Origin of the sequence: Pseudomonas proteolytica (genome assembly GCF_007858275.1) — a bacterium.
Classification (GTDB): domain Bacteria; phylum Pseudomonadota; class Gammaproteobacteria; order Pseudomonadales; family Pseudomonadaceae; genus Aquipseudomonas; species Aquipseudomonas proteolytica.
On record NZ_VFEV01000012.1, the window covers coordinates 71,125 to 90,289 of the forward strand.

The 19,165-nt window shown below is 60.4% G+C and carries 24 protein-coding genes; 22 read left to right on the forward strand and 2 right to left on the reverse strand.

Features of this window, described 5'->3' with window-relative positions:
* The first annotated feature begins 115 nt into the window (after positions 1-115).
* The gene (apbC, locus tag FIV38_RS10935; protein WP_092237956.1) at positions 116-1,210 is read left to right on the forward strand and encodes an iron-sulfur cluster carrier protein ApbC; all 1,095 of its coding nucleotides are present in this window, start codon (positions 116-118) and stop codon (positions 1,208-1,210) included.
* A 497-nt stretch (positions 1,211-1,707) separates the two neighbouring features.
* On the opposite strand, the gene fdxA is transcribed toward apbC, so the two are convergent.
* Positions 1,708-2,031 (reverse strand): ferredoxin FdxA, encoded by a 324-nt coding sequence (gene fdxA / locus FIV38_RS10940; protein ID WP_029295271.1) that lies wholly within the window; start codon positions 2,029-2,031, stop codon positions 1,708-1,710.
* Between the two features lie 142 nt (positions 2,032-2,173).
* Positions 2,174-4,765: a DNA mismatch repair protein MutS gene (mutS, locus tag FIV38_RS10945; RefSeq protein WP_070994791.1), complete on the reverse strand. Its 2,592-nt coding sequence runs from the start codon at positions 4,763-4,765 to the stop codon at positions 2,174-2,176.
* A gap of 406 nt (positions 4,766-5,171) precedes the next feature.
* Between mutS and FIV38_RS10955 the strand changes: the two genes are divergently transcribed.
* From FIV38_RS10955 to FIV38_RS11055, 21 genes are all read left to right on the forward strand, one after another.
* Positions 5,172-5,900, forward strand: a complete 729-nt coding sequence (locus FIV38_RS10955; RefSeq protein ID WP_071610020.1) for a LexA family transcriptional regulator — start codon at positions 5,172-5,174, stop codon at positions 5,898-5,900.
* Between the two features lie 601 nt (positions 5,901-6,501).
* Positions 6,502-6,834, forward strand: a complete 333-nt coding sequence (locus FIV38_RS10960; protein WP_029295276.1) for a phage holin family protein — start codon at positions 6,502-6,504, stop codon at positions 6,832-6,834.
* Between the two features lie 21 nt (positions 6,835-6,855).
* Positions 6,856-7,368: a hypothetical protein gene (locus FIV38_RS10965; protein WP_092237953.1), complete on the forward strand. Its 513-nt coding sequence runs from the start codon at positions 6,856-6,858 to the stop codon at positions 7,366-7,368.
* Positions 7,369-7,371: 3 nt separating this feature from the next.
* A complete protein-coding gene (locus tag FIV38_RS10970) occupies positions 7,372-7,983 on the forward strand; it encodes a phage baseplate assembly protein V (protein WP_092237950.1) in 612 nt (203 codons plus the stop codon).
* A 9-nt stretch (positions 7,984-7,992) separates the two neighbouring features.
* Positions 7,993-8,325, forward strand: a complete 333-nt coding sequence (locus FIV38_RS10975) for a phage baseplate protein (RefSeq protein WP_029295280.1) — start codon at positions 7,993-7,995, stop codon at positions 8,323-8,325.
* Entirely contained in the window at positions 8,322-9,317 is a 996-nt protein-coding gene (locus FIV38_RS10980) for a baseplate J/gp47 family protein (protein WP_029295282.1), read from the forward strand. Before FIV38_RS10975 ends, FIV38_RS10980 begins: the two co-directional genes overlap by 4 nt.
* Positions 9,314-9,952 (forward strand): phage tail protein I, encoded by a 639-nt coding sequence (locus FIV38_RS10985; protein WP_092237947.1) that lies wholly within the window; start codon positions 9,314-9,316, stop codon positions 9,950-9,952. Before FIV38_RS10980 ends, FIV38_RS10985 begins: the two co-directional genes overlap by 4 nt.
* Positions 9,949-10,479 (forward strand): phage tail protein, encoded by a 531-nt coding sequence (locus FIV38_RS10990; protein ID WP_092237944.1) that lies wholly within the window; start codon positions 9,949-9,951, stop codon positions 10,477-10,479. The genes FIV38_RS10985 and FIV38_RS10990 overlap by 4 nt, the downstream gene beginning before the upstream one ends.
* A 39-nt stretch (positions 10,480-10,518) precedes the next feature.
* On the forward strand, positions 10,519-11,364 hold the full coding sequence (locus FIV38_RS10995) for a hypothetical protein (RefSeq protein WP_092237941.1): 846 nt from the start codon (positions 10,519-10,521) through the stop codon (positions 11,362-11,364).
* Positions 11,364-11,636 (forward strand): UBA domain-containing protein, encoded by a 273-nt coding sequence (locus FIV38_RS11000; protein ID WP_092237938.1) that lies wholly within the window; start codon positions 11,364-11,366, stop codon positions 11,634-11,636. The genes FIV38_RS10995 and FIV38_RS11000 overlap by 1 nt, the downstream gene beginning before the upstream one ends.
* 92 nt (positions 11,637-11,728) lie before the next feature.
* A complete protein-coding gene (locus tag FIV38_RS11005) occupies positions 11,729-11,932 on the forward strand; it encodes a hypothetical protein (RefSeq protein WP_029295291.1) in 204 nt (67 codons plus the stop codon).
* 2 nt (positions 11,933-11,934) lie between these two features.
* Positions 11,935-13,101 (forward strand): phage tail sheath protein, encoded by a 1,167-nt coding sequence (locus FIV38_RS11010; protein WP_092237936.1) that lies wholly within the window; start codon positions 11,935-11,937, stop codon positions 13,099-13,101.
* A complete protein-coding gene (locus FIV38_RS11015; protein WP_092237933.1) occupies positions 13,101-13,607 on the forward strand; it encodes a phage major tail tube protein in 507 nt (168 codons plus the stop codon). The genes FIV38_RS11010 and FIV38_RS11015 overlap by 1 nt, the downstream gene beginning before the upstream one ends.
* Positions 13,608-13,777: 170 nt before the next feature.
* The gene (locus tag FIV38_RS11020; protein WP_029295295.1) at positions 13,778-14,344 is read left to right on the forward strand and encodes a phage tail assembly protein; all 567 of its coding nucleotides are present in this window, start codon (positions 13,778-13,780) and stop codon (positions 14,342-14,344) included.
* Positions 14,345-14,472: 128 nt separating this feature from the next.
* Positions 14,473-15,837: a hypothetical protein gene (locus FIV38_RS30340; protein ID WP_235861108.1), complete on the forward strand. Its 1,365-nt coding sequence runs from the start codon at positions 14,473-14,475 to the stop codon at positions 15,835-15,837.
* A complete protein-coding gene (locus tag FIV38_RS11030) occupies positions 15,837-16,220 on the forward strand; it encodes a phage tail protein (RefSeq protein WP_029295297.1) in 384 nt (127 codons plus the stop codon). Before FIV38_RS30340 ends, FIV38_RS11030 begins: the two co-directional genes overlap by 1 nt.
* On the forward strand, positions 16,213-16,425 hold the full coding sequence (locus tag FIV38_RS11035; protein ID WP_070994803.1) for a tail protein X: 213 nt from the start codon (positions 16,213-16,215) through the stop codon (positions 16,423-16,425). The genes FIV38_RS11030 and FIV38_RS11035 overlap by 8 nt, the downstream gene beginning before the upstream one ends.
* A 9-nt stretch (positions 16,426-16,434) precedes the next feature.
* The gene (locus tag FIV38_RS11040) at positions 16,435-17,445 is read left to right on the forward strand and encodes a contractile injection system protein, VgrG/Pvc8 family (RefSeq protein ID WP_092237930.1); all 1,011 of its coding nucleotides are present in this window, start codon (positions 16,435-16,437) and stop codon (positions 17,443-17,445) included.
* 19 nt (positions 17,446-17,464) lie between these two features.
* A complete protein-coding gene (locus FIV38_RS11045) occupies positions 17,465-18,013 on the forward strand; it encodes a glycoside hydrolase family 19 protein (protein WP_029295304.1) in 549 nt (182 codons plus the stop codon).
* A gap of 8 nt (positions 18,014-18,021) precedes the next feature.
* Positions 18,022-18,510 carry a lysis system i-spanin subunit Rz gene (locus FIV38_RS11050; RefSeq protein WP_235861105.1) on the forward strand — a complete coding sequence of 163 codons (489 nt, stop codon included), beginning with the start codon at positions 18,022-18,024 and terminating at the stop codon, positions 18,508-18,510.
* Between the two features lie 81 nt (positions 18,511-18,591).
* Complete coding sequence (locus FIV38_RS11055; protein WP_029295310.1) at positions 18,592-19,092, forward strand: CinA family protein; 501 nt, start codon at positions 18,592-18,594, stop codon at positions 19,090-19,092.
* Positions 19,093-19,165 lie beyond the last annotated feature (73 nt).

Consider the following 19,165-nt stretch of genomic DNA (forward strand, 5'->3'; position numbering starts at 1 on the left):
ATTTCACCCCGTGAGGCTGTTTCAGGGTTTTCCAATGTCGCGAAAGCGTGCCCCTCAAGCGCGGGAACGGTTAGGATAGCCGCCTGTTTTAGTCTGTCTTTTCCGGGAGTAGCCCATGAGCGCCGTCAATCGCGCAGCGGTGGAAGCCGTTCTTCGCCAGTACACCGATCCCTATCTGAACCAGGACCCGGTCAGCGCCGGCTGTGTCCGGGCCATTGATGTGCAGGGCGATCAGGTCACGGTCCAGCTTGAACTGGGCTACGCCGCAGGTTTGTTCAAGAGTGGCTGGGCACAGATGCTGCAAATGGCCATTGAAGGCCTGGACGGTGTGCGTTCGGCCAAGGTCGACATCCAGTGCGTGATCGCCGCGCACAAGGCCCAGGCCCAGATCCCTGGCCTGGCCAACGTCAAGAACGTGGTGGCCGTGGCATCCGGCAAGGGCGGCGTGGGCAAGTCGACCACCGCGGCCAACCTGGCCCTGGCCCTGGCCCGTGAAGGGGCCAGGGTGGGGATTCTCGACGCCGATATCTATGGCCCCAGCCAAGGCGTGATGTTCGGCATTGCCGAAGGTTCGCGGCCGAAGATCAAGGACCAGAAGTGGTTCGTGCCGATCCAGGCCCATGGCGTGGAAGTGATGTCGATGGCGTTCCTTACCGATGACAACACGCCCATGGTCTGGCGTGGGCCGATGGTCTCCGGGGCCTTGATGCAGTTGGTGATGCAGACCGATTGGGGCAACCTCGACTACCTGGTGATCGACATGCCGCCAGGCACCGGTGATATCCAACTGACCCTGGCGCAAAAGGTGCCGGTGGCGGGTGCCGTGATCGTGACCACGCCCCAGGACCTGGCGCTGCTCGACGCGCGTAAAGGCGTGGAGATGTTCCGCAAGGTCAGCATCCCGGTGCTGGGTGTGGTGGAAAACATGGCGGTGCACATCTGCTCCAACTGCGGTCATGCCGAGCATCTGTTCGGCGAAGGCGGCGGCGAGAAACTCGCCACCCAATATGGCGTTGAGCTGCTGGCGTCGTTGCCGCTGTCGATGGGCATTCGTGAGCAGGCCGATGGTGGCAAACCGACGGTGGTCGCCGAGCCCGACGGGCAGATCGCCATGGTCTACCAGGAGCTTGCCCGTCACGTGGGCGCGCGGATCGTCTTGCAGGAAGCCGGTTCCCAGGCAATGCCGACCATCACTGTCAGCGACGACTGATCGACCTCAAGGTAAAAAAGCCTCGACCTTGTCGGGGCTTTTTAATGTCTGGCGTAAACCTTTTGGGAGGCTGGGTACGCATTTCCCTAATGGCCCGTGTAAGCATTCGCTTACTTTTTCGTAAGTGTTTGGTTTTTTAACCGTGCCGGGACGTCTCAAATTACCCGGATACATTTATATCTCATTGAAAAATAACATTTATTTTTCTGATGATGAGGGCGGTTGCGTGTTGTGCTTGAGAATGGATCCCGTTGAACTTGTTCGGGAAGTCTCTAATATCAGCCCTGTGTCCACGGATTGACACGGTCATCAAGGAACGATGACTCAAGGAACCTCGCAGGATGCGATTCATCAGGACGATGAAAAGGAACACAGGGACTAGGGAAAAAATGTGGGCGGGTCAAACCGCCCCTTTTTTTGTCTGCAGAAAAGTGAAAGGCCGGCATGCAGAAACGCAAAAAGGCCCGCAAGGGGCCTTTTGGAGGGGCGCGACGCTGTTAGCGTTCGAGGTCTTTGATCTTGCCTTTTACGCCATCCCACTCGGCTGCGTCTGGCAGCGAGTCTTTCTTCTCAGTGATGTTTGGCCAGATTTCCGCCAGCTCAACGTTCAACTGAATAAATTCCTGCATCTCTTCCGGGACTTCATCCTCGGAGAAAATCGCAACGGCCGGGCATTCTGGCTCACACAGGGCGCAGTCAATGCACTCGTCCGGGTGGATTACCAAGAAGTTCGGGCCTTCGTAAAAGCAGTCCACCGGACACACTTCTACGCAGTCGGTGTACTTGCACTTGATGCAGTTGTCGGTGACGACGAAGGTCATTTCTAATTCTCTCCTCAGGCGGCGGCAGCGAAACCCCTTGTGGCAGGGCTCGCGAGGTTCGGGAGCGATAGTCTGCAGGCCAGGCTAAAAGCCCGCAGCATCCCAAACCGCGCGAGAGTCTACCAGCTTGCAAGCGTCTGCGTTATATCCGAGTCTTCAGTGCATATAACATTTCGAGCGCTTTACGCGGTGTCAAGTCATCCAGGTCAAGCTTTGCTAACTCATCCAGCACCGGATGGGGCAGGCTGGCGAACATATCGCTCTGGTGCGGTGCCGCCGGTTTGCTGGCGGCCTTGGCTGGGCTGACGACCACATTCTCATGGGGCAGGGCCGTGGTTTCCAGGCGGCTGAGGTGCTCGCGGGCGCGCAAAATCACGTCGTTCGGTACACCGGCCAACTGGGCCACGGCCAGGCCGTAACTCTGGCTGGCCGGCCCTGGCAGCACATGGTGCAGGAACACGATGCGTTCGTTGTGCTCGGTGGCATTGAGATGCACGTTGGCCACCAGTGGCTCGCTTTCCGGCAGCACGGTCAGTTCGAAGTAGTGGGTGGCAAACAGCGTATAGGCCCGCAGATGCGCCAGGCGCTCGGCGGCAGCCCAGGCCAGGGACAGGCCGTCGAAGGTACTGGTGCCGCGTCCCACTTCGTCCATCAGCACCAGGCTACGGTCGCTGGCGTTGTGCAGGATATTGGCGGTCTCGCTCATTTCCACCATAAAGGTCGATCGGCCACCGGCCAGGTCATCGCTGGAGCCGATCCGGGTAAAGATGCGGTCCACCAGGGACAACTCGCAACTGGCTGCCGGCACGAAGCTACCGATATGGGCCAGCAACACGATCAATGCGGTCTGGCGCATGTAGGTGGATTTACCGCCCATGTTCGGACCGGTGATCACCAGCATGCGCGTATCGTCATCCAGCGACAGGTCGTTGGCCACGAACGGGGTGGTCAGCACTTGTTCCACTACCGGGTGGCGACCCTGGACAATGCGCATGCACGGCTCGCTGACAAACCGCGGGCAGTTCAGGTCAAGGTTCAAGGCGCGTTCGGCAAGGTTGCTCAACACATCCAGCTCGGCCAGCGCCGCGGCGGTGTCCTGCAAGGGGGCCAGCTTGCCGATCAGGTCTTCGAGCAAGGCCTCATAGAGCATCTTCTCCCGGGCCAGGGCGCGGCTCTTGGCCGACAGCGCCTTGTCTTCGAACTCCTTCAACTCGGGGGTAATGAAGCGTTCGGCACCCTTGAGTGTCTGGCGGCGCTGGTAATCGATAGGCGCCTGTTCGGCCTGCTTGCTCGGCAACTCAATAAAGTAGCCGTGCACGCGGTTATAGCCGACTTTCAGGTTAGCCAGGCCGGTACGCGCCTTTTCGCGGGCTTCCAGGTCGATCAGGAACTGCCCGGCGTTCTCGCTCAAGGCTTGCAGCTCGTCCAGCTCGCTGTCGTAGCCGGTCTTGAGCACGCCGCCGTCGCGGATGATCGCCGGTGGGTTGTCGATAATGGCTTTTTCCAGCAGCGCAGCCAGTTCCGGGTAGGTGCTGGCCGTGACGGCAAGTTGCTGCAGGTGCGGCGCTTCCAGCTCGGTCATAGCCTGTTGCAGCTCGGGCAGTACGCCCAACGCGTCACGCAGGCGCGCCAGGTCGCGCGGGCGGGCATTACGCAGGCCGATGCGCGCGAGAATCCGCTCGATATCGCCGATTTCCTTGAGCTGCGGTTGCAGCTTTTCAAAGCGGTAGCCGTCCAGCAGGCAGGTAATAGAGGACTGGCGTGCCTGCAGCACGGTCAGGTCGCGCAGCGGGCGGTTCAGCCAACGGGTCAGCAAACGGCTGCCCATGGCGGTCTGGCAACGGTCCACCACCGACTGCAGGGTGTTGTCGCGCCCACCGGCCAGGTTGGTGTCCAACTCCAGATTGCGTCGGCTGGCCCCATCGAGCACTACCGTGTCGTCCAGGCGTTCATGGCGCAGGCTGCGCAAATGGGGCAGGGCGGTGCGCTGGGTTTCCTTGGCGTAATTGAGCAGGCAACCGGCGGCGCCGATGGCCAGGGTCAGGGTCTCGCAACCAAAACCCTTCAGATCTTGTACGGAAAATTGCTGGCACAGACTTTTCAGCGCCGAATCGCGCTCAAAATCCCACGGCGCACGACGCTTGGCCCCACGGCGCTTTTCTGCCGGCAAATCCTTGGGCCAGTCATCCGGAATCATCAACTCCACCGGATTGATCCGCTCCAGTTCCGCCAGCAGGTTTTCCCAGCCCTTGATTTCCAGGACCGTGAAATTGCCACTGGTGATATCCAGCACCGCCAGGCCGAACAGCCGCTCATCCCCCAGCACCGCCGCGATCAGGTTGTCACGCCGCTCATCCAGCAGGGCCTCATCACTCACCGTCCCCGGTGTAATGATGCGCACCACCTGACGCTCCACCGGCCCCTTGCTGGTAGCCGGGTCGCCGATCTGCTCGCAGATCACCACCGACTCACCGAGCTTGACCAGCTTGGCCAAGTAACCTTCCAACGAGTGATAGGGAATCCCACACATCGGAATCGCCTGCCCAGCCGACTGCCCGCGCGCGGTCAGGGTGATGTCCAGCAACTTGGCGGCCTTCTTCGCATCTTCATAGAAGATCTCGTAGAAGTCGCCCATGCGATAGAACATCAATTGATCAGGGTGCTGGTTTTTCAGGCGCCAGTACTGCTGCATCATCGGCGTGTGGGAGGACAGATCGGACGTGTTTTTACTCATTGGATAGTAGGCAAATTCGTTGAAAGTGATGGGGCAAAGGGGGCGCTTGGCCCAGCATTTTTTGCGATGGCGGCAAGGTTAACATGCGAGGTCAGTGCTTCGCAGTTCACAAACGGCCAGGTAAAACGCACCAGGCGTACGTCTAACGCCGATCTTGACTGTAGGAGCGAGCTTGTCTCCGGGCGGCGTTCCGACGAAAAACCTCAGAGCACCGCGTTTACCTAGCAAGCACGCATTATCGTTGACGTTCTTCGTCGGAACGCCGCCCGGAGACAAGCTCGCTCCTACAGAAAGCCGGCATGTAGGTGTGGATGTGCGTGGTCAGTGCTTTACAGGTCACACGCCATGCACAAAATATGCAAATTAGCATTTGCCAACCCCCAAAACTCCCGTCACTATCCCGTTTATGCAAAAACGCAACGTTTCAATCGTCTTAAGAGAGCTGCTCGATCGCGACGGGATCTCCCCCACGGAGCTTCACCGGCGTACCGGCGTGCCTCAATCCACCCTGTCCCGGATTCTCAGCGGCAAGATCGTTGATCCGTCGGACAAGCACATCTCGCGTATCGCCGATTATTTTCGGGTGAGCACTGACCAGTTGCGCGGGCGCGCGGGGTCGGCGTGGCAGGAAGAGCGTGACCCGATGCATTCGGAGCTCAAGGACATAAGCCTGTGGGACGACGACACGCCCGTTAATGATGACGAGGTGTCGATCCCCTTTTTGCGCGAGGTTGAATTGGCTGCTGGATCAGGAAGATTCGTCATCGAGGAAAGCGAGAAGGCCAGCTTGCGGTTCGGCAAGCGCAGCCTGCGGCATAACGGTGTGCAGTTCGACCAGGCCAAGTGTGTGACGGTGCGTGGCAACAGCATGCTGCCGGTGTTGCGCGATGGGGCGACGGTGGGGGTGAACGCCGGCAAGAGCGGGATTGGCGATATCGTGGATGGCGATTTGTATGCCATCAACCACAACGGCCAATTGCGGGTCAAACAGCTCTATCGTCTACCTTCGGGGATCCGCCTGCGCAGTTTCAATCGCGATGAGCATCCGGATGAGGACTACAGCTTCCAGGATATCCAGGAGGAGCAGATCAGCATTCTCGGCCACGTTTTCTGGTGGGGCATGTACGCTCGCTAAACCGTATCTGTAAGAAACAGCCCGCCTGAGAGCGGGCTTTTTTTCGCCTGTGGAAAACCTCCAAGTGCCCGCTGCCCAAGGGTTTAATGCGTTTGTGCATTTCAACTGCAAAATTAAATGCATTTATGCATTGACTGTATATGCATACATGCATATTCTCCATCTCAAGCCAGCCAACAAGGCCTGGTGGAGGCGGCAAGGATGCTGCCAAGGAAGACAAGGAAGGCACGCAACACTGGCATGGACGCCATCGAGTGATGGCAAGGACGCCAGGCAACACCGGCAAGGATGCCGACGCTCTTTAGTTTCACAGTTTTACAACAGGCAGCGATGAACCGGCCTTGACGGTTCAGAGGGTTGGCAACTGACCCGGGTGTGCAGCGTAAAGCACCAGAAGCAGTTATCCGGCAGACAGGGATCGTGGTCGGAAAAACATCGAGGAAAGATCCGTACCGCGCCAGTAGCGCCGAAAGATCGCACGGACCGTATTACTGAAAAGCCCGGGCCACCGGGCTTTTTGGAATGCCTACCGACAACCCCATCCATCTATTTATCAACGCACCGGCCATCTGCCGGTTCTACGCATTCCAGGAGGCGTGACATGACAAACGAGCAGCAAGCGTTGGCAGAAATGCCTATCTGGCTGGTGATTATTCTGGCCCTGATCGGCGGCGTATCCGGGGAGATGTGGCGCGCCGACAAGGAGGGCGCCCGCGGTTGGTCGCTGGTCCGCCGCCTGGCCCTGCGTTCCGGGGCATGCATGGTGTGCGGGGTTTCAGCGTTGATGTTGCTGTACGCCGCTGGCATGTCGATCTGGACGGCCGGTGCCTTGGGGTGCCTGACCGCCATGGCCGGTGCCGATGTCGCCATCGGCCTTTATGAGCGCTGGGCCGCCAAGCGCATCGGGATCAACCAGCCCCCGGATTCAAAATGATTGTTGCAAGGAAGCCACACCATGACCCTCATTGAAAAACCTTCACAGCTGCCGATTGCCATCGGCCAGGCGCTGCGTGCGGCGTTCCCCAAGCTACAGGTAGGCAGCCCGCCGGGCGTTCTGGCGGCGGATGAAACCGGTGTGGCGATCACGCTCGAGCGTAATGGCCCGGGCGTACGCTCCCTTGAGGGGCGCAAGGCCCATGTGCTGTCGATTTCACTCAAGATCATGGTCGCCCAGGGCGCGCAGCCCTTTGAGGCCTGTGACCTGGCGAGCCAGTTGATGGACCTGGTGCTGGATAACCGTTGGCAATTGCCGGCGGCCCAATGCGATGTGCCCATGAATATTGTCGCGCTGCCGGCGACCGTGGCGGGGGGCGAGACCCATTACGACAGTTGGACCGTGTCCTTCAACCAAACCCTGTACCTCGGCCCGCCGCTGCTCGACGACCCCATCGGCAAGCCGCTGTTTGCCTGTACCTGGGAGGTGTCGAATATCGACGACCCCGATCAATACCGGCCATTGCAGGAGTAGCCCATGTTCGATGCACTGTTACGCCTGCAACTGGCGCCCATTGTCGAGCGCCTGGCGCAGATGGAAACCCAGCTTGAAGACCTCTATCGGCGGGCCGAGAGCTTTTGCCGGATCGGCGTGTGCCAGGAGGTCGACGCGGCTAGCAATACCTGCAAGGTCAGCCATGGTGAATTGCTGACCCCGGCGATTCGCTTTTTCAACCCCAGCGCCGGGGCGCAGACGGAAACGCGAATCCCCACGGTGGGTGAACAATGCCTGCTGCTCAACTACGGCGGCGGCGAGGGCGGGGGCCAGTCGGTGGCGTTGTTTGGCCTGAACAGTGACCGCTTTCCGCCGCTGTCCAGTGTGGCCAGCCTGACGAGCCGGCGTTATGAGGACGGCACGCAAAGCGCCTACGACGCCGCAGCACATGTATTGGCTTGGAACAATGGACCAGCGGCATTCAGCGGCTCTCGCGAGCAAGTGGAAATGAGTTTGGGCGCCGCCCGTTTAGTCATGACCGCCGCAACCATCAGTCTGCAGGTCGGAGCCGTCGGCATGCTGCTGGATGCATCCGGCGTGCACTTGAGTGGCCCGGTGGTGGATCACCAGGGCCGAGTTATCAGCACGGCATAAGGATTTGCCATGATCGGAATTGAGAGAAACACCGGGGCCGTGGTGGACGACTGGCCGCAATTCGTCCAGCGCGCCACCCGGGCCCTGACCACACCTTTGGGCACACGGCAGAAACGCCCGCTCTACGGTTCGCTGATCCCGCAGCTGCTGGGGCAGAACCTGGGCGACGATCTGCTGATCCTCGCCCAAAGCCATGCCGCCCAGGCCTTTTACAACCCGCAGAACGGCATCGGCGATTTTGTGCCGCAAGTCATCGTCGCCAATCGCCAGGGCGCAGGCCTGCTGTTGCGGTTTGCCGGCACCTGGAAAAACCGCAAGCAATCCTTCGAGGTGGTGACATGAGCATGTTGATCCCTGGGCAAAACCAACTGGCGCCGCCCGACCTCATCGCCGTCGATGAATTCGAACCGTTGCTGGCGCAGTTCAAGGCGTTTGTCGTCGACTATGTGGCCGCCCGCGCCCCGCAAAGCGCGGCCAAGCTCAAGGTCAGCCTGGACAACGAAAGCGAGTTGTTGACCCTGGCCCTGGAAGCCTTTTGCGTGCGCCTGCAAACCCATGAGCGCAAGTACAACGCCCGCATCCAGCAGATGCTGGCGTGGTGGGCCACCGGCAGTAACCTGGATGCGCGCCTGGCCGATATGGGCCTGGAACGCCAGGTACTCGACCCGGGCGACCCGGCGGCGTTCCCGCCCGTGCCGCCAACCCTGGAAAGCGATGACGATGCGCGGCTGCGCTACTACCTGGCGCCCCACGCGCCGGCTGCGGGTTCACGCATGCAGTATCGCCGTGAGGTCTTCACCCTTGGCGAGCGGCCGGTGGTGAAAGTACAGAGTGCCGCTGCAGGCGTGGTGACGGTCAGTTATACCTTCGACCCGGATGGTTATGCCGCCCAGGTCAAGGATGGCAACGCTCGGCGCACGGCACCTGGGGAGGTAATGGTCACAGTGCTTTCCCGCTCGGGTAATGGCACGCCATCGACAGACTTGCTTGAAGGTGTGCGCCGCCATTTCGCCCGGCCCGATGTGCGCCCGGAAACCGATTGGGTGACGGTGCAGGGCGCGCAGATCGTGCCCTACAAGATCCGCGTGGTCGCCCGGATCAACGCTGGCCCGGACTCGGGGCTTACGCAAGTGGCGGCCCAGCAGTTGCTGCAACGTTATGCTGAATCCTGCCACCGCCTTGAAGGGCGCGTGGACCCGAGTTGGATCGACTACACCATTCACACCGCCGGGGCTGCGCAACTGGAGATTCTCGAACCGTTGGCACCGATCGTCACCACAGCCTTCCAGGCTCCGTATTGCACGGGTGTCGAGGTGCAGGTGCTGACGCTATGAGTGAGCACACATCCAGTTTATTGCCGGCCAACAGTTCACCGCTGGAGAAGGCGTTGGACCTGGGCTTCGGCAAGCTGCTCGACCGGGTCGAGCCGCCGTTCCCGACGCTGATGAATCCGCTTCAAACGCCGCAGGCATTCCTGCCTTACCTGGCCGCCGACCGTGGCGTGAGTGAATGGAACGCCGCAGCCGACGAAACCGAAAAGCGCCTCACGGTCGCCCTGTCCTGGCAGATCCAGCGCCAGGCCGGCACACCCAAGGCGCTGAGCCACGCGGTCGAATCCCTGGGGTTTACCCCCAACATCCTGGCCTGGTACCAACAGCGTCCGCTGGCCCAGCCCTACACCTTCGACGTGCAAGCGATCATCGGCCGCAGTTGGTCCAGTGGCGACCACAACCGCCTGATCCGCCGCATCAACGCGGCCAAGAGCGAGCGCGACCTGGCCACCATCACCCTGGTGCATGAAGTGTTCGGTGGGCTGCCGATCACCGGCGCCGTCCACCGGGCGCTGAACGACGGCGAGTTGTCGTTGTGCGGCGCGCTGCCGGAACTTGTATTGAGTTCAAGGCTTAACAGTGCGGGCGTCGCCCAGCACTACACCATTAACGACTACGACCTCAGGGCGCAGCCATGACCGATGACACTACGCGCCTGGTGCGCTTCACCTCCAAGGGGTTGGATGAAGTGCTGCAGGCAAAGAACCAAGGCTTGAAAGGCGAAATCACCCACATCGCCGCCGGCACCGGCCGCTACAACCCCACCGGCAACGAAACCGCCCTGCGCAATGAGCGCCAGCGCGTGGCGATTGTGGATTACGAAGACCTGGGCCAGCGCCAACTGCGCATGGCCGCGCTGTTTGATGGCGATAGCGAGTATGAGATTGGCGAGTTTGGGTTTTATCTCGCCAGTGGCACGTTGTTGGCCGTGTACTCGGTGGCGGGGAAGTTGCTGACGTATAAGGCGGCGGCTGCGCGGGTGTTGCAGAAGTTTACGTTGGATATTTCGCCGTTGCCGGTGGATAGCGTGACGATTGTGGTGGGCAGTGAAAACCTGAATGTGTTGTTGACGGAGGAGATTGCGCAGCTTGCTACGGCCAGCGTTGACAATATGGCTCGGCATGTTGGTGTGCTATTTCGGGTCATGGCCTTGGAAGTCAACTGATGAGTTGGCTCAAAAGATAAGTAATATAGGAAGTTAATTATGAGTATGGAAACTACGATCACCAGTTTGGTCGCGGCGGCAAATAAGTTGACGAGTGCAGTAAATGGGAAGGTCGCTGAAATAGATGCTTCTGTTGTGGCAGCAGTTCGCGCTATTCCTGAAATGTCCAGGTCGTTTTATGTCGATGCGGTAAGTGGTAACGATCTGGCCTTGGGCTCGGTCGAGGCACCACTTAAATCAATTAAGGAGGCGATGGGGCGATCGAATACTACCCCTTATGTAACGATTTATTTGAAGGCTGCTCAGACGCATGAATATGCGGCGCCTACTGATCAAACTCCTTATTGGTCAATCTCGAATAAATTGATTTTCATGATGTATGGTACAGGAAGTAAACCGGTTTTTTCTCCGAAGGTTGGCGAGTATATGCCTGGCAGCTCAAATATTCACTTCTTGTCGCTAGAGGGGGGAAGTGTTTACTTTCGATTTGTTGATGTTGTTATGCCTACGGTATTAAAAGCAGGAACGTCTGGCTGGTATTCCTTCGCTTCATCTCTATTTCATCGCGCACATGGCCCGTCCGCTTCCGTGCAGGGCTCGGTTACCTTTTCAGGGAGTAGGCTGACGTTAGGCGCGGTCAATGTTTTTTACTCGGGGTACTCTGCGAACTATAGGGTAGAGTTTACGTATTCTATTGTAGATGCAGAGCTCTCAACAAAACTTGCTGAGTTGAGCGGTGCCACGATGGTGTTGTCGGTGTTTGCGTCGTCGATTACCCAAAACAAGACTTGGGCGCACCTTGTTAGTGGTTTGGTCAAGGACTCCGGTGGGAGTTTGTCCAATTTGCTGAGTAATGTCGGCAACGTCGTAGCTGCTGGAGTTTGATGATGATTAAAGAGTTCAGAAATAAAGATCAGACTTTCTACAATGTGACTGTAGAGCAGTTGCTTGAGATGGGATTTTCTAAAGCCGAAGTCGACACCGCTTTGCAGGTCGAACAGGCCGCTGATATAGCTTTCAATCGTCGCCTGGCTTACCGAACAGATTCGGACCCGCTCTATATGGAGTGGCAGTACGATCAAACCGAGGCCAAGGAGAAAGCGTGGCGGGCTAAAGTCGCCGAAATCAAGGCGCGCTACCCACTGCCGGGTGAGTAATCCGGCAGCAACCATAAACACCGCGAGAGCGGTTTTTTTTCGCATCCAAGAAAGCCCCATCGCTGGGGCTTTCGCGTTTCTGGAGTACCCCCATGGCCAACCGCCAAACCTACACCGTCCTCATCCCATTCCCCACCGGAGGTGGCCACTGGTCCACCGTCGGCCAGGAACTGGACCTGCTGGACGTCGAAGCATCCGCTCTGCGCACTGCCGGCCGCCTGGAACTGACCAGCGTGCTGGCTGCCGCCCAAGACACCCCACCGGCCAAGAAGGCCGTCACCAAGAAGGCTGAATAATCATGGCTGAGGTTTTGAACTTCGAGCATAACGGCATCACCGTCAATGCCAGCGAATCCCCCGAGGCCATGGGTGGCCTGGGTGGCAACGTGATCGGCCTGGTCGGTACCGCGCCCAATGCGCACCTGTCGATCCCGAAAAACGCCCCGTTTCGCATCAACAGCTTCACCGCCCAGGCACTGCTGGACCCTACCGGCGCCGAGTCGGGCACGCTGTTTCATGCGGTGTACCAGATCCTCAAAGTGGTCAAGGTGCCGGTCTATGTGGTGATCGTCGAAGAGGGCAGCACGCCCGCCGATACGCTCAATAACGTGATCGGCGGCAATGAGCCGGTGACCGGTCGCAAACTGGGTCTCGCGGCGCTTGGCAGCGTCCCGGAAGACCTGACCATCATTGGCGCGCCAGGCTTTACCGGGACCAAGGCTGTGGCCGGTGAGTTTGCCGCTTTCGGCAAGCGCATCAAGGCCCGCGTGGTGCTGGACGGCAAAGACGCCAGCGTCGCCGACCAAGTGACCTACAGCGGCGAGCTGGGTGGCGCCGACCTGGGTTTCGACCGCTGCCTGCTGGTACACAACATGCCGTCGGTGTACTCCAAGGCGGCGAAGAAAAACGTGTTCCTCGCGCCGTCGTCCCTGGCCATCGCCGCCTTGGCCAAGGTCAAGCAGTGGGAGAGCCCAGGCAACCAGGTGACCTTCGCCGAAGACGTGTCGCGGGTGGTCGAGTACAACATCCTCGACACCTCCACCGAGGGCGACCTGCTCAACCGCTACGGCGTGAGCTATTACGCGCGCACCATCCTCGGCGGCTTCTCGCTGCTGGGTAACCGCTCCATCACCGGCAAGTTCATCAGCTATGTCGGCCTGGAAGACGCCATCAGCCGCAAGCTGGTCAAGGCCGGGCAGAAAGCCATGGCGCACAACCTGACCAAGTCGTTCATGGACCAGGAGGTCAAGCGTATCAACGACTGGCTGCAAACCCTGGTGGCCGACGAGACCATCCCGGGCGGTAGCGTGTACCTGCACCCGGAACTCAACAGTGTCGAGAAGTACAAGAACGGCACCTGGTTCATCGTGATCGACTACGGCCGCTACGCGCCGAACGAACACATGGTTTATCAACTCAATGCCCGCGATGAAATCATCGAGCAGTTCCTGGAGGACGTTCTCTAATGTTTACCAACCGAGTCAGACAGGCCATTGCGGCCACCCTCCAGGGCCTGCCGCTGTCGGCGACCGTCGAAGAGTTCACCCCGCCGAAGATCGAATTCGAAATGGAGCCCATGTCCGGCGGGCGCTTTATCGCCGAAGAAATGGCCAAGAGCGCCAAGGTGTTGAACGCCAAATTGGTGCTGCAAGGCGCCGGTCCTGAAATCATGCTGGCCCTGGGTGTGCGCTTGGGTGAGGACATCCTGCTCAACGTGCGTGAAGCGGGCCAGGACCAGGACGGCAAGACCTATTTCACCTACCACACCGTCGGCGGCAAGCTCAAATCCCTGGACGAGGCCAAGCTGAAGATGGGCGACAAGGCCACCACTACACTGGATCTGTCCTGCCGCACCTACCAGCGCCTGGACAACGGCGTGCCGGTGATCGACATCGACGTACGCACCCAGAAGTTCATACTCAACGGCGTCGACATCCTCGGTGATGCCCGGCGCGCGGTGCTGATGCCGTAAGCCTTTTCACGGATCTGAAATAGTCACGGTCAGTGTGGGAGCTGGCTTGCCTGCGATTGCATCACCTCTGTTCAACTGAAAGACCGCGCTGCCTGTATCGCAGGCAAGCCAGCTCCTACATTGACCGTGCCCACGACGGGTCCAACATTTTTACTCAAGGAATTTCGCCCATGGCCTGGAAGCCACCCCTGCATATCCTGCTGGCGCCGATCACCGCCGACAGCGGTGCGAGCATCGAGCAGATCCAACTCAAACCCTTGTTCTACGCCGCGCAAAAACAAGCGCTGGCCCGCGCCGGCGAGGACGAGGACGACCAGTTCTTCGAACTGGCCAAACTGGCCACCGGCCTTTCGGAAAAGGAACTCGACCAACTCAAGCGCCCGGACTACGTGAGCATTGCCCAGCACGTACACGATATGTCGACGCGCCCGACTTCGTTCTTTCTGGGCGACTCCACCGAGCCCGGCGAGCAAGTGCAACTGCTGCTGCCGCTGGAAGTGGCCGGCCGCGTGTTGACCAGCGTCACCCTGGAAATGCCCGCCCTGCGTGCCACCAAGGTGATGAAAAAACTCGCCACCAACAAAGAGCGCGCCGAGTTCATTACCTCGCACTGCACCGGCCTGATGATCCCCGACCTGGACGGCCTGGCCGTGCCCGACTGGACACAACTGCAGGAGCGCATCGACGATTTTTTAAACAAACCGGCGGACTTCTTTCGCAGCGCGACATCGAAGTAATCCTCGACGTCGTCCCGCTGGTTTACTCGGTAAACGAAGCGGAAATTCTCGAATGGGATGCCGCCAAAGCATTGCGCCGCTACGACATCGCGATCATTCGCCTTGGCGTCAAATAGGAGTAGAGCGAGATGCAAGACCCTCGATATACGCTCAAGCTCGCCGACGAAGACAAACGCTGGATGACCTTTCCCGGGCTGGCCGAAAGTGGAGCCTTGCAACTGCCGGGCCTGCTTGAAGCACAGGACGAAAGTCTGGTTGGCGCCTCCAGTGTGGGCGGCGCAACCGAGCCGCCTTCTGAGCTGAGCCTGGCCCTGGCCAACGCCAGCCTGCATATCCACGCGTTGACCGAGGAACAGGTGCGCCTGCGCGAGAGCCTGGAAACCCTCAATGGCACCCTGTTTATCACGGGTGGACCGCTGGGCGGCACGGTCGCTGAAGCCATGACCAGTGCGCCGCAAGCTGCGCCCGAAGACAAGGCCTCGGCGACTGAGTCCTGGTTGAGCAAGAGTTCCAAATGGGTGGGTGAAAGCTTGCTTGATACGGTCAAGAGCCGGGTATCGGGCAAGGTAGTCGATGCAACGCTGGGCAAGTTGCCCTACGTCGGGAAATTGTTCCGGGACGATAGCAAGGACTGCTGCTGCCCAGGCGCCAGCGAACCCTTGACCGGGCGGGCTCGTTACGGGCCCAAAGGGTCACGAAAAACGGTGAGGCAAAACGGCACTGGCCGCACCAGCCCACCGATGCCGAGAAAAACCTCAGGGACCGGCAGGAGCGCCACTGGGCCCATGGCAATCATGAGGAGCCTGGGCGAGCGCGCAGGCAAGGTTTTTGACGGCCTGAAAACGGGGTTCCTGGCGCGGGTGACTTCGGTAAGCGCCAGCCGGCGAAGGGTTTCTACCCGTGGGTTGAGCGCAGGCAAGGCGTTGCTATTAAAGAGTGCATCAGCCCTCGGCCTGCGCAAGGCCCCAGCCTCCCGCCTGGTCCCAACCCTGAGCCGGCTGGGGTCCATCGGCGTGCGCAGGTTGACGCCATTGCGCTCCGCCGATGCCGCCATCAACGTCGTCCAGGGCGTGCGCAGCGGCAACATGCGAGCCGTCGGCAGCGGCCTCGGTACCGCCGGTGCTGCATGGGCCGGCGCTTCTGCCGGAGCGGCCCTTGGCACCCTGGTCTTCCCTGGCGTGGGCACTGCGGTGGGCGGCGTTATCGGTGGCCTGTTGGGCGGCGAGGGCGGTAGTTGGCTCGGTGAAAAATTGTTCGGCCCCAGTGACCGCCTGCCATCACCCGAGGCCTTGAGCAAAAACCTCAACAGCGCTCGCTCGGACAACGTCCAGGTCACCCTGGCACCGAGCATCCAGATCACCGGCGTCAACCCCGCAGACGCTCAGCAGGTGGTCGACCGGGTTCTGCAATCCCTGCAAAACCAATGCGTGCCGATGCTCACCGACTCTTTGGCGGTCCGGCGCAATGCGGCACTGACCGATGGAGGTGATTAATGCGACAGCAGATGGTGCTGGGCGACTTTATTTTCGGGCTGTCCCGAGGGTTCGCCTATTCCACGCTCCAGCGCAGCAGTGATGGCGGCTGGGGCGACCTGGAGATTATTGCCAGCAAGCCCCAGTCGCGACAGAACGGCCAGAAGCTGGAAAAACTGACCTTCGCCGGTACCGCCATGGCGGCCGTTGGCATGCAGCGCCTCGACCAGTTGCGTGCCTTGCAGGATGCCCGGGCGCCGCTGCCGCTGGTCGATGGTATCGGCCGCAACTGGGGGCTATGGCGCATAACCGCGCTCACGGAAAACCAGTCCAATGTGATCGATGACGGCACGGCCATGGTGGTCACCTGGTCGCTGGTGCTGGAGGAGTTCGTCAATGCGTAGAGTGCGAAGTATTGCCGGTGATTCGGTCAACCTGCTGCTTTACCGCGAGCTGGGGCGTTGCGATGACGCAGCCGAAGAAACCCTCTGGCGCTTGAACCCCGGGCTTGCCGAGCAGGGCCCGGTGTTGCCGGCGGGCGTATGGGTGATCGTGCCCGAGATGGATGCGCAACCGGGTGTCGCAACACCCGTTTCAGCCTGGGATTAAGGAGGCGGCATGGCTATGGGATTTACCCCGGTCGTGGAGATCTACGGCGCCAACGCGGCGTTGATCAACCCACGGCTGATGCAGTGGAAACACACCGACGCGGCGGGCATCGAATCCGACCGCCTGGAGCTGACCATCAATATCGAGGGCCTGGAGGGCCTGCCGAGCCTGGGCGCCAAGATCGGCTTGCGCGTGGGGTACCGCGAGTCGGGGCTGGTGGAAAAAGGCGAGTTTGTGATCACCCAGCGCACTCCCTACCTGTTTCCCATGCGCCTGGCGATCGTGGCCACGGCGGCGCCGTTCAGCGTGATGGACCCAAGCGGTTACCGTCAGCGCCGCTCCGCCAGCCATGGTCCCACGACCCTGGGCGCGTTGTTTCGCCAACTGGCCACGCGGCACGGGTTTTCACCCCGGGTGGCGCCGGCATTGGACGGGGTTGTGATCGACCATATCGATCAGTCGAATGAGACTGACATGGGCTTCATCACCCGCCTGGCCAGGCGCTACAACGCAGTGACCAAACCGATCAACGAGTTGTATGTGCTGGCCGAAAGCGGTCAGGTCAAGTCGTTGTCGGGCCAGCAGTTGCCGGATGTGCGGCTGTCGGTGACCCATGACAACCGTCCTGGCGAGCAGGCGTTTATCAGCGCGCGGGTGGATGAAAATGCCCGGGCCAAATACCAGGGCTGCCGTGTCAATTGGTGGGATGCCGCGGCTTCTCGCCAGCGTGTGGTCGAGGTGGGGATCGCGCCGTTCAAGACCTTGCGCCAACGTTACCAGAGCGAAACCGAAGCGCGCTCCGTGGCCGAGGGCGAGTTGCGCCGGGTGGGTCGCGAAGGGCTGACCATCGCCATCGATTGCCCTGGCAACCCGTTGCTGTCCGCCGAAGGGCTGTTGCTGCTGGATGAGACCTGGCCGGGGTATATGCAGGGGCGCTGGTCGATTGACAAGGTGACCCATGCAGGTGACACGGCGACGGGCTATCGCAGCTCGATCATGGCCCGTGGATTGGCCTCTTAGGCCGTGGAGATCAAGGATGATGACACTGACGCAATTGCAACAGATCCTGCCCAATGCCCGCGCCCAAGCGGGCGTTTTTATTTCGGCGCTGAACGCCGCCATGCTTCACCGCGACATCACTGCCCCCCAACGCATGGCAGCCTTTATCGCCCAGGTCGGCCATGAGTCCGGTGAGTTGCGCTACGTGCGTGAACTGGGTGGCGAGCGCTACCTGAGCAAGTACGACACTGGCACCTTGGCCGCACGTTTGGGTAATAGCCCCGAAGCCGACGGTGACGGCCAGAAGTACCGCGGCCGTGGGCTGATCCAGATTACCGGGCGAAGCAATTACCTGGCCTGTAGCCGGGCGCTGTTTGGCGATGAGCGCCTGCTGCACTTTCCTGAGTTGCTGGAGCAACCGCAATGGGCCGCTGAATCCGCCGCCTGGTTCTGGCACAGCCATGGCTTGAATGAGCTGGCTGACCAGGACCAATTCACCACCATCACCCGCCGGATCAATGGCGGGCTCAATGGGTTGGAGCATCGCCAGCAACTGTGGGCGAAGGCGAGGGCGGTGCTATGCAACTGAGCGGGCGCATGCTGGTTATTGCTCTGCTGATGCTCATCCCGGCGGCGGCCAGTTGGCAGGTCCAGGCCTGGCGCCATGGCCTGGCCTTTGAACGCCAGGCCGCGCGGCATTCACAGGTGCTCAACCAGCAAAGCCATGCGGCACTGGCTCAACACCAGGCCGAACAACACAAGCGCCAGGCTCTGGAGCAACAACTGCGCGCCAGCGACCAACAGCACACACGGGAGTTGAGCGATGCACAGCGTAATCAGGTTTATCTGCGTGATCGGTTGGCCACTGCTGATGTGCGCCTGTCAGTCCTTCTCGACGCCAGCGACCCCGTCGACAGCCCCGCAATGCGAGCCACCGCCGCCACCCGCGGCGTGGTTCATGGAGCCCCGCGAGGCCGACTTGACCCGGCGCATGCTCAACGAATTATCGGCATCACCGATGCCGGTGATAACGGACTGATCGCGCTGCGGGCCTGCCAGGCCTATGTGCAGGCTATCGCCCGGTAATCTGTTGACGCTGTCTGCAGCTTGCGTGGCCGATGGGCTCCTGTAGGGTAGGCAAACCCCCGCACTTTCCTGGAGACGACCGTGAAGGAAATAACCCAACTCGCCGCCGAACTTGGCCGGCGTTTGCAGGTGCTCAATGCCCACGTCACCACCGCCGAATCCTGTACCGGTGGCGGTATCGCTGAAGCCATCACGCGGATCCCCGGAAGTTCGGCCTGGTTCGAGGCCGGCTACGTGACCTACTCCAATCGGCAGAAGACCCGCCAGTTGAATGTGCCGCAAGGGTTGTTCCCCAAGGTCGGCGCGGTGAGCCGTGAAGTGGTCGAGGCCATGGCCCGTGGCGCCCAGGAAAAAAGCCTGGCGCGGTTTGCCGTGGCGGTCAGCGGTGTGGCGGGCCCCGATGGCGGCTCGCCGGACAAACCGGTAGGCACCGTCTGGCTGGCCTGGGGGGTGGGTGACGAGGTTACGGCCGAGTGCCAGCACTTCCCTGGCAACCGCGACGAGGTCCGCCGACAAACGGTAAAGGCCGCATTAGAGGGGCTGTTGCGACGAGCTGCAGCAGAAATAGAAAATCAGGGGTAGGCGATCCCCGATCTTTATGGAACAATACTGTCTACTTATACAGGTGTTGGCCGTCAGGCCTTATTGATTACGT

Bases quoted from the DNA above. Each gene is read 5' to 3' on its own strand.
- apbC (WP_092237956.1), top strand. From the start codon at position 116: ATGAGCGCCGTCAATCGCGCAGCGGTGGAAGCCGTTCTTCGCCAGTAC.
- fdxA (WP_029295271.1), bottom strand. From the start codon at position 2,031: ATGACCTTCGTCGTCACCGACAACTGCATCAAGTGCAAGTACACCGAC.
- mutS (WP_070994791.1), bottom strand. From the start codon at position 4,765: ATGAGTAAAAACACGTCCGATCTGTCCTCCCACACGCCGATGATGCAG.
- FIV38_RS10955 (WP_071610020.1), top strand. From the start codon at position 5,172: ATGCAAAAACGCAACGTTTCAATCGTCTTAAGAGAGCTGCTCGATCGC.
- FIV38_RS10960 (WP_029295276.1), top strand. From the start codon at position 6,502: ATGACAAACGAGCAGCAAGCGTTGGCAGAAATGCCTATCTGGCTGGTG.
- FIV38_RS10965 (WP_092237953.1), top strand. From the start codon at position 6,856: ATGACCCTCATTGAAAAACCTTCACAGCTGCCGATTGCCATCGGCCAG.
- FIV38_RS10970 (WP_092237950.1), top strand. From the start codon at position 7,372: ATGTTCGATGCACTGTTACGCCTGCAACTGGCGCCCATTGTCGAGCGC.
- FIV38_RS10975 (WP_029295280.1), top strand. From the start codon at position 7,993: ATGATCGGAATTGAGAGAAACACCGGGGCCGTGGTGGACGACTGGCCG.
- FIV38_RS10980 (WP_029295282.1), top strand. From the start codon at position 8,322: ATGAGCATGTTGATCCCTGGGCAAAACCAACTGGCGCCGCCCGACCTC.
- FIV38_RS10985 (WP_092237947.1), top strand. From the start codon at position 9,314: ATGAGTGAGCACACATCCAGTTTATTGCCGGCCAACAGTTCACCGCTG.
- FIV38_RS10990 (WP_092237944.1), top strand. From the start codon at position 9,949: ATGACCGATGACACTACGCGCCTGGTGCGCTTCACCTCCAAGGGGTTG.
- FIV38_RS10995 (WP_092237941.1), top strand. From the start codon at position 10,519: ATGAGTATGGAAACTACGATCACCAGTTTGGTCGCGGCGGCAAATAAG.
- FIV38_RS11000 (WP_092237938.1), top strand. From the start codon at position 11,364: ATGATGATTAAAGAGTTCAGAAATAAAGATCAGACTTTCTACAATGTG.
- FIV38_RS11005 (WP_029295291.1), top strand. From the start codon at position 11,729: ATGGCCAACCGCCAAACCTACACCGTCCTCATCCCATTCCCCACCGGA.
- FIV38_RS11010 (WP_092237936.1), top strand. From the start codon at position 11,935: ATGGCTGAGGTTTTGAACTTCGAGCATAACGGCATCACCGTCAATGCC.
- FIV38_RS11015 (WP_092237933.1), top strand. From the start codon at position 13,101: ATGTTTACCAACCGAGTCAGACAGGCCATTGCGGCCACCCTCCAGGGC.
- FIV38_RS11020 (WP_029295295.1), top strand. From the start codon at position 13,778: ATGGCCTGGAAGCCACCCCTGCATATCCTGCTGGCGCCGATCACCGCC.
- FIV38_RS30340 (WP_235861108.1), top strand. From the start codon at position 14,473: ATGCAAGACCCTCGATATACGCTCAAGCTCGCCGACGAAGACAAACGC.
- FIV38_RS11030 (WP_029295297.1), top strand. From the start codon at position 15,837: ATGCGACAGCAGATGGTGCTGGGCGACTTTATTTTCGGGCTGTCCCGA.
- FIV38_RS11035 (WP_070994803.1), top strand. From the start codon at position 16,213: ATGCGTAGAGTGCGAAGTATTGCCGGTGATTCGGTCAACCTGCTGCTT.
- FIV38_RS11040 (WP_092237930.1), top strand. From the start codon at position 16,435: ATGGCTATGGGATTTACCCCGGTCGTGGAGATCTACGGCGCCAACGCG.
- FIV38_RS11045 (WP_029295304.1), top strand. From the start codon at position 17,465: ATGACACTGACGCAATTGCAACAGATCCTGCCCAATGCCCGCGCCCAA.
- FIV38_RS11050 (WP_235861105.1), top strand. From the start codon at position 18,022: ATGCTGGTTATTGCTCTGCTGATGCTCATCCCGGCGGCGGCCAGTTGG.